The following is a 12,209-nucleotide window of genomic DNA, read 5'->3' as shown; positions in this document are numbered from 1 at the left end:
GAAGTAAAGTGCAAAGGAAAGTCTACAAAGAGACGAAAAAACCTTGCACCTGGAGGACGAAATCATGTATCACCATTCGGAACATCAAATGCTTTTACCCGATGACTTTTTTCTACCATTCGGTGGCCGATTGAACCCGGATAACCGTTGGGTCGTGCTGGCAAGCTTGATCCCGTGGTGGAAAGTAGAAGAAGCGTATAAGGAAACCCTCAAGGACCTGACACAAGGGAATCAAGCGTATTCGGTCCGAATGGCTCTGGGTGCCCTGATTATCAAAGAGAAACTAGGCACGAGTGACCGTGAAACCGTCGAACAGATGACCGAGAATCCGTACCTGCAATACTTCCTTGGCCTGCCTGAATTCACTGAAACAGCGCCTTTCGATGCTTCGACCATGACGCACTTTCGTAAACGTATATCCCGTGAGATGATCGATCAAGTCAATGCGTGGATCGTGGAAGACCAACAATCTCAAAAAGATAGTGGCGATGGCGATGACGATGATGATCATCGCGGAACGCCTTCATCTTCAGCGCCCGCTGAAGAAAAAAAGAAGGAGACAGACGCCGCGGAGACACATCAAGGAAAGCTCTTGATCGATGCCACGTGTGCACCTGCAGCTATCACCTACCCAACGGACTTGAAACTTTTGAATGAAGCCCGTGAAAAGCTGGAAACGATGATTGACGTGTTGCACGAACCATTCCGTGGAAGCCGGAAGAAACCTCGAACTTACCGGAACCAAGCTCGAAAGTCTTACCTGTCCATTGCCAAACAGAAAAGCCCGAAACGCAAGAAGGTACGGAAAGCGATTCGAAAGCAGCTAGGCTATGTGGAGCGAGATCTCAACCATCTGGAGAAACTGTCTCTTCAATCCGGACTCGACCGACTCAGCCGTAAACAGTACGGTGAACTCTTTGTCATCCAAGAATTGTATCGCCAACAAAGGCAGATGTATGATTCAAAGACCCACCGCATTGAGGATCGGATCGTTAGCATTCACCAACCTCATGTTCGGCCGATTGTTCGTGGAAAGGCCCATACGAACGTGGAGTTTGGCGCCAAGTTGTCCATGAGCCTGGTAGACGGATGGGCGTTTCTCGACAACTTGCAGTGGGATGCGTATCACGAAGCCGCTGATCTTCCTGGCGCCGTGGAAGCCTATGCGCAGCGCGCTGGCGTTTATCCCGAAGCTGTTTTGGCGGATAAGATTTATCTCACACGCGAGAACCGAAAGTACTGCAAGGAACGCGGGATTCGCCTAACGGGTCCCAAGCTGGGCCGTCCTCCCAAACAAGAATCCAAAGAACAAAAGCAGATCGAGAAGCAGGATGCCGCAGAACGAAATGCCATCGAAGGGAAATTCGGTGAAGGAAAGCGCACCTATGGCCTTGGTCTTATTCGAGCATGCCTTCGAAATACCAGTGAAACAGTGATTTCCCTCCAAGTGCTCGTCATGAATCTCTCGAAAGCCCTTCGGGAGCATTCTTTTTTTATTTTTTTCATGTATTTGGTTCAGGACGTTCGATGTTCAGAAGGCTCCCCCAAGGTTGCGTGAATGAACGGTAGGTCATTCAGCAACCCCTAAATAGAGGAGAAAGGGGAATAGAAAGGAAAATCGTTTTCGGGGGGGTGGACAAATCTTCTCTGTCCTAACGGGGTCTTGTAATTAAAAATGTACTTAAGCGAAAGACACTCGTACACTTCCCTCTTTTTGAGCTGTGTCCAAGCAACTCATAAAAAAGTTATCAAGTTCTCTTCGTAGATATACTAAATATTCATTATTCGGGTCATGGGGCTCATTATCACGATGCAATTGATTGAGGCCCGTCATTGCTTTCTCGGCTTCCGGCAATGACACTTCCTTGCTATGGCCATTCCCGCTTACACCTGCATAATAATCTGATGCATTAAATAATTCATAAACGATTAACGCATTTGAATCTCCCATTGTAAAACGAATATGGCAAATCTCATTACCTGCTTTATTAAATCCGCAAATATCGTGACTCATTAAAAATTCCTCCTTCTGGAATTCAAGTTGAAAATACGGTGTAAAAACAATCAGGATTTTCTTAGGAACGGAATTGATTGGAGACAATGTAGAGGAAGTGACAGGCACAATGCCAATGGGCGTTCATGAGAGGAGACTTGAAGGGAAAAGGCAAGGGTGGTGCTAAAACGATTTGAATGCTTAAGAGAACAACGGGAAAGGTCAGAGGAAGGGTTGTTAAGGGGAAGAGAACAAACTATATTATTGCATGTTTTAGAATAATTGTCAAAATAAAATCATTAAAAAAGTTATATGTAAGATATGTCTCCTCCTATGACAAAGTTTCCGGTCTGTGTACAATAAAAGGAAGTCACTGACCTTTCATTTGAGAGACCTTACATACGATATGTATGAACGGATGCACAATGCTATAAGATCTTAAAAAAACCAGGGAATAGTTCAGCGAAAAATTTAAAAGACGTCATAAATTAGATCGTCAGCATTTTAGAAGCAATCATTTTTGAATAAATCCGCTGGTATCCCTTGGTATTATTAGCCTACGTAATCCTTCTTTTACCTACCCGATTTCATTATTTGTCTCGATAATTGCCTGTAAAATCCGACTGAATCGTTTCCTTTGATCAAATTTAGTTGGTGATCTTTTGAACGGGTGCTGATGCGAACGGGATTCGAGATTGACATTCTTCGATCTTTCAGCAATGCAATTTCTTCAATCTTGCTGTAAGGAATGCTGACAACTTCCGATCTTTTTGATACCCATGATTTTTCCACAAAAATGACCCTTTGATCGGTGAGAGCAACGAAGTCAATCATCAACCCATACGTATGCAATAGCTCCTCGTTTTCAATGAGATATTGGTACGCCTGATCTTGGTGTTTTTGGCGATTATCTGCCCTTCTCCAAAAAACCATTCGTGTCCCTCCCTCTTTTACCATGAAAATTTAAACTGCAGGACTATATGCCACTTAAAACTCTTCATACATAGCCGGGTCCTGGTTTTTCCTTCTCCCATCCGCAAGTGTCAGTTTGTTTATTGCCGTCATATCTTCGTCATACAAAGCAAAATCAAAGATCGAGATGTTTTCCAACTGACGTTTCGGCGATGCTGATTTCGGAATGGGAACGGCACCGAGCTGATAATGCCAGCGCAGGATCACTTGCGAGACGGTTTTCCCGTGCTTGTCCGCAATGCTTGTTATCATTTCATGACTGAGAACATCGGTACGAACTAATGGGCTCCACGATTCAGTGACGACCCCATTCTTCTCATGCCATTTTCGCTGCTCCTGTTGGTTGAAGAAAGGATGAAGCTCGATTTGATTGATACTGGGCAATACGCCTGTTTCTTTTTCGAGGCGTTCCAGATGCTCCGGCAGAAAATTGGAAACGCCGACGGACCGAATGAGCCCCCATTTTTTCGCATCGATGAGCGCTTGCCATGCTTCCACATATTGGTCTGTTATCGGATTCGGCCAATGAATCAAGTATAAATCATAATAATCAAGATTGGCCCGATAGAGGGATTCTTGAATGGCCTTCACGGCTTGATCATAGGTGTGGTAACGACCGGGCAATTTCGACGTAATGCGCAAATTTTCACGCGGAACCGATGACCGCTTCAGTGCCGCTCCGACAGTTCCCTCATTTTCATAATTATACGCAGTGTCGATGAGACGATAGCCGTGATCGATCGCGCCCGCGATAGCCGCCGCACCTTCGTTTCCCCACAACTGATACGTGCCAAAGCCAATCGCCGGTATACGTGTGCCGTCATTAAGTGTGAATTCGGGTATTTGGTTGATCAAAGTATATGCCTCCCCCAAAAAATAACTTTTAGATTGCAATCCTACCCACATGCTACCATATATGTTTTGTGATAGCTTATGAAAACCCAGAAGCTTGGATAAAGAAATCGGATCTTTTCACCAATTTCTGCCAGTTCGATTTCTTATCCCACATACATCCATACTGCCGCTACGATATAGAAAAGAATAATCATTACGGAAGGCCCTAAATAAACGTGTCTTCCGTTGCGTGAAAAGATGGCATAACATAAAATCGCGCTGTTCACGGTCAAGAGCACGGATGTTGCGGTGTGACTGATGGATGCCGATTGTAAAATCGACCCATCGTATAAAAAGTCGCACAAGCACAAGATCAACATGTTAAAGAGGTTGCTGCCGATGATCGAGGCAGCGGCAAGGTTTGAATTGTTCAGTTTAAACGCGATAAACACCGTCATGGCCTCTGGTAAAGACGTAGATGTTGCAATCAGGAAACTGCCGACAAAGCTCGAACCAAGACCGGTAATTGTCGCTATTTGATCGCCGGCAAACGTAAGCATGGTGCCCGAGATCAAAATCGTGATCGCCGCTGCAAAAAAGCCGCTTAGCGCTTGCTTTAATGTATACTTCTCTTTTACGGGCACCTCGGTCGTTCCCTCTTCTTTTTCCGGGCGCTCGCTTTTTCGACGCACCACCCATAAACTAAGCAGGTAAAGGGCAATGATCACAATCGTGTCGACCCCTACGTTTAAAAAAGGGACTTCTATCGTAAAATAGAGCGCGATCGGTATGATCGCCATCATCAATAAGCCGAACAGAGCGGTGTATCCTTGTTGCGGGTCAATCACCTTAAATATTTTCCGCTGCCTGAACATCACATCGAAAACGGCCAATATTAATAGATTAAAAAGATTGCTTCCAATCACATTCCCTACCGCTAGATCAGGGTTATCCAGATAGACGGCGGATACACTTGTTGTTACCTCCGGGAGCGATGTGGCCCCCGCCAACAAGAATGTTCCGATCAACAGCGAACCCATCCCGGATAAGCGGCTAATGGCATCTGAATAAGCAGATATTTTCACGGCAGCAAATACCGTGACAACGATCGCTAACATAAAAAAGACGTAGACCAATAGAGATTCTCCTTTACCGCATCGTGCTTTTGTTCGATATCCGGCAAAGGCAATAAAAAGAGACCTCTGCCTGCACATAGGCAAAGGTCTCGCAAACAACGGTTTCCGTTGTCTTTAAAGCCGGGGCATTATGGCCCGTCATGACGACTTTAAATGAACAGCTACTCCCCTTTGATATCTGCTCTTATTGTAAGCCAAGGGACTAGGGGTGTCAACGCATTTGAGCGACTTTTCTTTCATATTTTCTGAAACATCTCGTCAGGGTCGGGACCGTTTCGCTCGTCTTTGTTCACACGATCAATCGTTTCCATTTCCGCTTCATCCAATGCAAAATCATAGATCTCCGCATTTTCGTTCACTCGGTCCGGCGTTACGGTCTTCGGTATAATAACCGTCTCTTGTTGCAGGTGCCAACGCAATATCACTTGGGCCACCGTCTTGCCGTGGTCTTTTGCTATCGATTCAATCTGCGGATCACCTAGCACTGCCCCACGCCCGAGCGGACTCCAAGCCTCAACAGCGATGTTTTGTTCTTTTAAAAACGCCTTGAGCGGATATTGCGAGAGATAAGGATGGCACTCGATTTGATTGACAGCCGGTTTCACGTTTGCCGCTGCCAGCAATTTTTCAAGATGATCACGCGTATAATTGCTTACGCCAATTGCCCGCACAACCTGCTCGTCATACAAACGCTCCAAGGCTTTCCACGTCTCGAAAAAATGACGCCCACTCGGCCAATGGACGAGCAATAGATCGATTTGGCCTTGCAAATCCTCGAGCGAACGCTCAAAAGAAAACAGCGCAGCATCATAGCCTTGATGATCATTGTCAATTTTCGTCGTGATGAATACATCTTCTTTTTTCACCCCACTCTCTGAAAGCAACTTTCCCAACAATGCCTCGTTCCCATACATTTGCGCTGTGTCAAAAGACTGGAAGCCTACGTCCAACGCTCTTTCTATAACCGGTTCCGCTTCTGCCCGCTCGGTAATTTTGTACACGCCAAATCCGTGTTTCGGCATCGCTACGCCATTATTTAACGTCACTACATCATCTATTGCCATTATGGATCACCTCATTTTTCTGATTTCCATTTTAGCAAATTCGATTCTGGGCAAGCTATGAATAAAGCTATACATCGATATGGAGGAACTGCGATGAGAAAAATAAAACTGTTATGGTTAGCCGTGCTATTAATGGTCGTCGCCGTGCCCGCTGATACAGAAGCGACGGTGCCTATCACAAAAGCCCAGTCGGAAGAAACAGCCTCGATGCTGGAATGGATCAATGAATCGCTTCATGAAGAAGTGGAACAGGAGGATCAAGTATCACTTGCCGAGAATTTTTTAAACAGCCTAAACGATGAAGAGCGCGAGGCGGTTCATCATGAATTAACGGAGGAAAACGCGACAACGTGGACAAACCTTCCGGCTACATATGAAAACCGCAACGGCATAGCACTCGGAGATTTATCCGAGGAAAGTGTGAGAGAGGCGCTAAAATTAATGAAAGGGGCATTAAGTAAGGAAGGTTATGAAACATTAACGGAAATCATGAAAGCCGATGCATTCCAGCACACGGAATACAATGATGAAGCGTTGGACCCCGAACTGTATTTCATCGCCATTCTCGGGTCGCCTTCGGATAAAGACCCTTGGATGGTGCAATTCAGCGGTCATCATCTCGCCGAAAATCTTGTTTTTAATGGAAAAGAAGCAAGTGCCACGCCTCAATTTACAGGGGTTGAACCGCGAGAATTTTCATTGTGGGACAATGTGACCTATCGCCCCATCGTTGAGCGGATCAACGGTGTTGATGACATGCTTCAATCATTGGACCGTGAGCAGCTTGAGACAGCTGAAATAGAGGAAGCCTTTGGCGATGTACTCGTCGGTCCGGGAGAAGACGGGGATTATCCGGAGACAGTAGGGATTCCCTATGCCGATCTGGGCAACGAACAGCAAACGCTCGTCCAAAACGCGATCGAAACTTGGATTAACGACGCTCCGGAGCAAACAAAAAATGAATTGCTTAACGCCTATTTCTCTGATGAAGCCTTGAAAAATACACATATTGCCTGGTCAGGTTCCACGGATGTGAACGAAACAGGGGCATATGCAAGGATTGACGGACCAAGAGTGTGGATCGAAGTATCCTCCCGGGAAGGCGACAGCCACCCCGACAACCCCCATTACCATACGATTTGGCGGGATAAAGTCGCTGATTATGGCGGGGTGTTCTAACCACCAATAAAAGTCCGCTCTATACGGGGAGCGGACTTTTTTATAAAATTTTGCTCAAAAATTCCTTTGTACGCGCGTGCCTCGTTTCATCAAACACTTCCTTGGGGGTGCCTTCCTCAACCATTCTGCCTTCGTCCATAAAGAACACGCGGTCGCCGACTTCTTTTGCAAAGCCCATTTCGTGCGTAACAACGACCATCGTCATTCCTTCGTTAGCCAAATCTTTCATAACGGCAAGCACGTCTCCTACGAGTTCCGGGTCCAATGCGGATGTCGGCTCATCGAAAAGCATCACTTTCGGGTTCATCGCCAAGGCACGGGCAATGGCCACCCGCTGTTTTTGTCCGCCCGATAGACTTGACGGATACGCATCCGCCTTGTCCGAGAGACCAACCTTCTCCAAAAGCGTTAAACAACGGGAACGTATTTCTTCTTTGTTGTCCCTTTTTAACTTCGCCGGGGCTAGCATGACATTGTCAAGCACCGACTTGTGGGGAAAAAGATTAAAGTGCTGAAAAACCATGCCCACATCCTGCCGCACAACATCAATATTCGTTTTCGGGTCGGCAATGTTTACCTCGTCGATAAGCACTTCTCCTTCAGTGATGTCTTCAAGACGATTTAGGCACCTTAAAAATGTACTTTTTCCTGAACCGGAAGGGCCAATGACACACACCACTTCTCGGGCATCGATTTCGGCTGTAATATCCGTCAACACTTCATTATCGCCAAAGGATTTATGTAAGTTTTTCACCTTAATCATGAGCGCTCAAGCCTCCGTTCCGTAAAGCGTAAAAATAGAGATGCCGGGATCGTCATCACCAGATAAAAAAGACAAACCATAAAATAAGCCTCAAAGGCATCAAACGTCAATGCCGTAAATTGTTGGGCTTGATAAATCAGTTCGCCTACGGCGATAGTCGCCAACAGGGAAGTATCTTTCAAGCTGATGATAAATTGATTCCCAAACGGAGGGATCATAATTTTCACGGCTTGCGGCCAAATGATATAGCGCATCGTTTGGTAGCCATTTAAACCCAGCGACATTCCCGCTTCCAGCTGTCCTTTGTCAACAGATTGGACACCTCCGCGAACGATTTCCGCTATGTACGCGCCTGAGTTGATCGCGAGTATAATGTATCCGCTAATAAGCGCATCCATGCTAAATCCAATCAGATTAGGCACACCAAAATGAAGAAAGAAGATTTGCGCAAGCAAGGGAGTCCCTCTGACAACTTCTACATAAATCGCTGCAATCGTGCTAATCAACCGGTTGTTCGCTAATCTCATTAAACCAAAGACGGTTCCAATCACACAACCAACGGCCACACCAACAATTGTGATCATAAATGTATACCATAAGCCGGTTGTGAGATACGGAATCACATCAATCATAGATTCGGGTGATAAATTCATATTTCTCTCCTTCCGAAAAATGAAAACAAAAACTGCCCATGGCCTGGCCCCGCATGAGCAGCTTTATTTTTTTATCCCTCCGATTGGTTCCGACGCACAGGAAGTTTCACTTTATGTGCCTTCGGGGCGCTCACCGAACCATTCTTCGAAAATATCATCGTACGTGCCATCATCTCTCAGCGTTTCCAACGCTTCATTGATCGGCTCTACAAGTTCATGATCCTGCGGCATGCCAATGGCATAATCTTCCCCGGTGAGCTTTTCCCCAACGGTGAACATTTGTCCTTGCGCTTGCTCCTCAACGAAATAAAGAATATTCGGTTCATCATATAATACGGCATCCACGTGGCCTGCAATCACGGCCTGGTAGGCTTCTGTAACATCCGGGTACGGTTCAATATCGACATTGTCCGTATTCTCCTCTAAATAATCCTGGCTTGTCGAACCTTGCCCCGTTCCTACCGTCGCGCCGTCTGCCTCTGCATCTTCAAGGGACTGAATATCCCCGTCCTCTTCAGAAACCGCTAAAATTATGCCGGAATCGGGGTAATACGGGTCTGAAAAATCCACCGAATCCTCACGTTCTTCTGTAATGGACATCGCGTTAATCGAAGCATCATAAGTCCCTGCTTGAATCCCCGATAAAGCCGCGTTAAAATCAACCGTTTCATATTCAACGTCAAAACCTGCTTCTTCGGAAACGGCATCCATGAGATCAATATCAAATCCCGTCAACTCATCCGTATCCAAATCTACAAATGCAAACGGGACGAAACTATTGTCTGTGGCAACTGTGTATGTCTCTCCTTCAACAGAAGCATCTCCGCCGTTTTCATCCCCATCATCTTCGTCTGTTTCATCTTCAGCATCCTCATCTTCTTCATCGTCTTCCGCCTCGACATCGTCATTGTCATCGCCGTTTGCGTCCATATCGTCAGCATCCCCTTCGGTTTCATCCGCACCGCACGCGGCAACAGCCAACATTGAAACACCCAAGATCCCGGATAACCAGAAATTTTTCTTCATTCGTTATTTGCCCCCTATTCCTTTTCTCTGAAATATTGAAAAAATAATATTTATGTTAGTATACCACAATTGCTTTATATAGCAATTATCAAAAAACAATTCGACTAAAAAAGACAGCAAGTGTTATAGTTTTCCAAGATGCAAAAGAGAAAGGAAAAAATAATGATTACATCTTTTCATTTGCTTGCCATTGCATTTACCTTGTTTCTTTTCACACTGGTCTATTATCTATATGGAACAACACGCAAAAGAACGGCAATCGTTACGCATCAGGTCTTACGGCTTTCCTATCTCCTCGTGATTATAACGGGCATCCTGTTATTACCCTTGATGCCTGTAACCGTGGGACGTTTACTGAAGCTAATGGCGGGGCTGCTGACGGTAGGGTTCATGGAAATTTTCTTGATGCATCGAATGAAAGAGGATTTAGGCCGCATGCATTGGATTATTTTTGCCATCCTTCTGGGGTCGACCATTATTCTAGGACTAATGCTCCCATTGGGAATAGGCGGTTGAATAGGAAATCAAGGTCATAAAAATGTTCGGCCAATCACCGGAAGATTACGATCAAGTTCGACGAACACGATCTTCATGAATGCCCAACTGCTATGTAAGGCACCATATGGATATAGCAAAAACTCTCCGGAGGTTCATCGATGCAATTCTCATTAATGGCTAATTATTGGCATGAAGAAACGACGATCGCCGAAATCCATCAAGCTTATGATGATGGAAAGCTTACAGCGAAAAACCTTGTTCTGTACTATTTAAACCGTATCGCGCTTTGGGATCAGGATGGTCCTTATATCAATGCTGTCTCCGATATCAACCCGGATGCCCTGCCCATCGCGGAGGCACTGGATAAAGAACGTGCACAAAATGGTCGGAGAGGCGCATTACATGGGATCCCGATTCTTTTAAAAGAAAATATCGGAACGGCCGATAAGATGCCGACGCCTGCAGGATCGATCGCGCTTGAAAATTGGCGCTCGCGCGAAGACGCGTTTCTCGTCAAACAACTGCGGGATGCCGGCGCGATTATTCTCGGAAAGACAAACATGACAGAACTTGCCCATCGCATCGGCACAAATATGCCGGAAAATTATAGCTCAAGGGGCGGGTATGTCCTTTGCCCATACGGAACGCAATTTGACGTTGGTGGCTCGAGTACCGGGAGCGCGGCAGCGGTTGCAGCAAATTTTGCCCCTGTAAGCATTGGCACGGATACATCCGGCTCTTTGCTCAACCCCGCGACGCGCAATTCTCTTGTGACAGTCAAACCGACCATTGGGCTTGTCAGCCGGACAGGCATTATCCCTTTGTCTTACGCACAAGACGCGGCCGGACCGATGACGCAAACGGTGGCGGATGCCGCACATCTTTTAGGGGTGATCGCGGGCAAGGACTCTCAAGATGCAGAGACGAAAACACAACCGCTCAAAATACCCAATTATGTGGACACGCTTCGCAAGGATGGCGCAGAAGGAAAACGCATCGGCATTTTTCGTGACTATCAACCGAACATGAGCGATCAAATAGACCTTACCCTTTATGAAGAAACAGTCCTCAGATTAAAGGACTTGGGAGCGACATTGGTTGATTCAGTGTCCATACCCGCGATTAACCGCGGCGATGGCGATGCCGTTGTCAGCTATGAGTCGCGGCATTCCCTGAACAATTTCTTTGCCAGGGCGGATCCTTTCACCGGTTTTTATTCCTTTGATGAATTTTTACAATCCTATGAGGATCATTCCCACTTGCATAAATATGGCTATGATCGCCTTAGAGTCCGAACGTCGGTGGAAAACAGTTTGTCCAATGCGAGCTATCTCGTTCAGAAACTACGGGACGAAGGATTGGATGACCCACAAAGCCTGGATAATGTGTTGCAAGACCAAGCGTTGGACGCCGTTCTCTTTCCAAGCTCAAGCAGTTATGACGTGGCCGCCCGCGCCGGACTGCCGTCCATTACCGTTCCCGCGGGCTACAAAGAAAACGGCCGGCCTTTCGGAATTACATTGACCGGCAATGCTTTTTCGGAAGAAACATTATTTCAGATTGCTTTTGCCTATGAACAGGCAACGATGCTAAGAAAAAAACCGGACATAACGCAGCAACCATAATTATTTTTTATCCAATACAGCCATCGTGCAACGTGAAACACAGACTAACTTATCGTCTTCATCGACGATTTTAATCTCCCAGATCATCGTTGTCTTTCCTTTATGTAAAGGAGTGGCTGTTGCTGTCACCACGCCATCCTGTTTACTGCGAACGTGGTTCGCGTTAATCTCGAGACCAACCGGGATTTTTGTTTCTTGGTCAATATTGAGCGCAGTCCCCAAGGATGCTGCCGTTTCCGCGAGAACAACAGAAGCGCCGCCATGAAGAATACCGGCAGGCTGATGCGTTTTTGGCTGCACCGGCATCTGCAGGACAAGACGATCTTGAGTCGCCTCCACGAAGGTAATGTCCAGTAAAGCTATCAATGATCCTTCGCTAAATGCTTGTAATTGTTCTTCTACGTTTCGGGTGTGTTGTTCCATGGCCATCATCTCCTGAATAAGTATTCATTCATTTTAGCACAAT

Annotated in this window: 13 protein-coding genes; 4 read left to right on the top strand and 9 right to left on the bottom strand. The window is 46.2% G+C overall.

Going from position 1 to position 12,209, the window contains the following annotated elements; genetic code table 11:
* Nucleotides 1-64: 64 nt before the first annotated feature.
* Nucleotides 65-1,558: an IS5 family transposase gene (locus EPH95_RS15230; protein WP_142088887.1), complete on the top strand. Its 1,494-nt coding sequence runs from the start codon at nucleotides 65-67 to the stop codon at nucleotides 1,556-1,558.
* A gap of 123 nt (nucleotides 1,559-1,681) precedes the next feature.
* On the opposite strand, the gene EPH95_RS15225 is transcribed toward EPH95_RS15230, so the two are convergent.
* From EPH95_RS15225 to EPH95_RS15205, 5 genes are all read right to left on the bottom strand, one after another.
* A complete protein-coding gene (locus EPH95_RS15225) occupies nucleotides 1,682-2,014 on the bottom strand; it encodes a hypothetical protein (RefSeq protein ID WP_142090881.1) in 333 nt (110 codons plus the stop codon).
* A gap of 552 nt (nucleotides 2,015-2,566) precedes the next feature.
* Nucleotides 2,567-2,926 carry a PH domain-containing protein gene (locus tag EPH95_RS15220; protein ID WP_160141803.1) on the bottom strand — a complete coding sequence of 120 codons (360 nt, stop codon included), beginning with the start codon at nucleotides 2,924-2,926 and terminating at the stop codon, nucleotides 2,567-2,569.
* Nucleotides 2,927-2,980: 54 nt separating this feature from the next.
* A complete protein-coding gene (locus EPH95_RS15215; protein WP_227003937.1) occupies nucleotides 2,981-3,820 on the bottom strand; it encodes an aldo/keto reductase in 840 nt (279 codons plus the stop codon).
* 143 nt (nucleotides 3,821-3,963) lie between these two features.
* A complete protein-coding gene (locus EPH95_RS15210; protein WP_160141802.1) occupies nucleotides 3,964-4,935 on the bottom strand; it encodes a sodium:calcium antiporter in 972 nt (323 codons plus the stop codon).
* A 236-nt stretch (nucleotides 4,936-5,171) separates the two neighbouring features.
* Nucleotides 5,172-5,999, bottom strand: coding sequence for an aldo/keto reductase (locus EPH95_RS15205; protein WP_142090877.1), 828 nt, complete (start codon nucleotides 5,997-5,999; stop codon nucleotides 5,172-5,174).
* Between the two features lie 93 nt (nucleotides 6,000-6,092).
* On the opposite strand from EPH95_RS15205, the gene EPH95_RS15200 reads away from it, so the two are divergent.
* Nucleotides 6,093-7,178: a DUF3500 domain-containing protein gene (locus EPH95_RS15200; protein ID WP_160141801.1), complete on the top strand. Its 1,086-nt coding sequence runs from the start codon at nucleotides 6,093-6,095 to the stop codon at nucleotides 7,176-7,178.
* A gap of 40 nt (nucleotides 7,179-7,218) precedes the next feature.
* Here EPH95_RS15200 and EPH95_RS15195 read toward each other — a convergent pair whose 3' ends face one another.
* From EPH95_RS15195 to EPH95_RS15185, 3 genes are all read right to left on the bottom strand, one after another.
* A complete protein-coding gene (locus tag EPH95_RS15195; RefSeq protein ID WP_142090875.1) occupies nucleotides 7,219-7,941 on the bottom strand; it encodes an amino acid ABC transporter ATP-binding protein in 723 nt (240 codons plus the stop codon).
* Entirely contained in the window at nucleotides 7,938-8,594 is a 657-nt protein-coding gene (locus EPH95_RS15190) for an amino acid ABC transporter permease (RefSeq protein ID WP_142090874.1), read from the bottom strand. The genes EPH95_RS15195 and EPH95_RS15190 overlap by 4 nt, the downstream gene beginning before the upstream one ends.
* A gap of 111 nt (nucleotides 8,595-8,705) precedes the next feature.
* Nucleotides 8,706-9,620: a transporter substrate-binding domain-containing protein gene (locus EPH95_RS15185; protein ID WP_227003936.1), complete on the bottom strand. Its 915-nt coding sequence runs from the start codon at nucleotides 9,618-9,620 to the stop codon at nucleotides 8,706-8,708.
* A 138-nt stretch (nucleotides 9,621-9,758) separates the two neighbouring features.
* On the opposite strand from EPH95_RS15185, the gene EPH95_RS15180 reads away from it, so the two are divergent.
* Together EPH95_RS15180 and EPH95_RS15175 are read left to right on the top strand one after the other, a co-directional pair.
* Entirely contained in the window at nucleotides 9,759-10,136 is a 378-nt protein-coding gene (locus EPH95_RS15180; protein WP_142090873.1) for a DUF1516 family protein, read from the top strand.
* A gap of 140 nt (nucleotides 10,137-10,276) precedes the next feature.
* Nucleotides 10,277-11,743, top strand: a complete 1,467-nt coding sequence (locus EPH95_RS15175) for an amidase family protein (RefSeq protein WP_227003935.1) — start codon at nucleotides 10,277-10,279, stop codon at nucleotides 11,741-11,743.
* Here the strand turns inward: EPH95_RS15175 and EPH95_RS15170 are convergent, their stop codons facing one another.
* Nucleotides 11,744-12,166: a PaaI family thioesterase gene (locus EPH95_RS15170; protein WP_142090872.1), complete on the bottom strand. Its 423-nt coding sequence runs from the start codon at nucleotides 12,164-12,166 to the stop codon at nucleotides 11,744-11,746.
* Nucleotides 12,167-12,209 lie beyond the last annotated feature (43 nt).

The organism is Salicibibacter halophilus (genome assembly GCF_006740705.1).
In the GTDB taxonomy this organism is placed as follows: domain Bacteria; phylum Bacillota; class Bacilli; order Bacillales; family Marinococcaceae; genus Salicibibacter; species Salicibibacter halophilus.
The sequence above is the reverse complement of the archived record's forward strand: the minus strand, read 5'-3'. Positions and strand labels throughout refer to the sequence as shown.

Coding starts and splice junctions, on each gene's coding strand:
- EPH95_RS15230 (WP_142088887.1), top strand. CDS start 65: ATGTATCACCATTCGGAACATCAAATGCTTTTACCCGATGACTTTTTT.
- EPH95_RS15225 (WP_142090881.1), bottom strand. CDS start 2,014: ATGAGTCACGATATTTGCGGATTTAATAAAGCAGGTAATGAGATTTGC.
- EPH95_RS15220 (WP_160141803.1), bottom strand. CDS start 2,926: ATGGTTTTTTGGAGAAGGGCAGATAATCGCCAAAAACACCAAGATCAG.
- EPH95_RS15205 (WP_142090877.1), bottom strand. CDS start 5,999: ATGGCAATAGATGATGTAGTGACGTTAAATAATGGCGTAGCGATGCCG.
- EPH95_RS15200 (WP_160141801.1), top strand. CDS start 6,093: ATGAGAAAAATAAAACTGTTATGGTTAGCCGTGCTATTAATGGTCGTC.
- EPH95_RS15195 (WP_142090875.1), bottom strand. CDS start 7,941: ATGATTAAGGTGAAAAACTTACATAAATCCTTTGGCGATAATGAAGTG.
- EPH95_RS15190 (WP_142090874.1), bottom strand. CDS start 8,594: ATGAATTTATCACCCGAATCTATGATTGATGTGATTCCGTATCTCACA.
- EPH95_RS15185 (WP_227003936.1), bottom strand. CDS start 9,620: ATGAAGAAAAATTTCTGGTTATCCGGGATCTTGGGTGTTTCAATGTTG.
- EPH95_RS15180 (WP_142090873.1), top strand. CDS start 9,759: ATGCAAAAGAGAAAGGAAAAAATAATGATTACATCTTTTCATTTGCTT.
- EPH95_RS15175 (WP_227003935.1), top strand. CDS start 10,277: ATGCAATTCTCATTAATGGCTAATTATTGGCATGAAGAAACGACGATC.
- EPH95_RS15170 (WP_142090872.1), bottom strand. CDS start 12,166: ATGGAACAACACACCCGAAACGTAGAAGAACAATTACAAGCATTTAGC.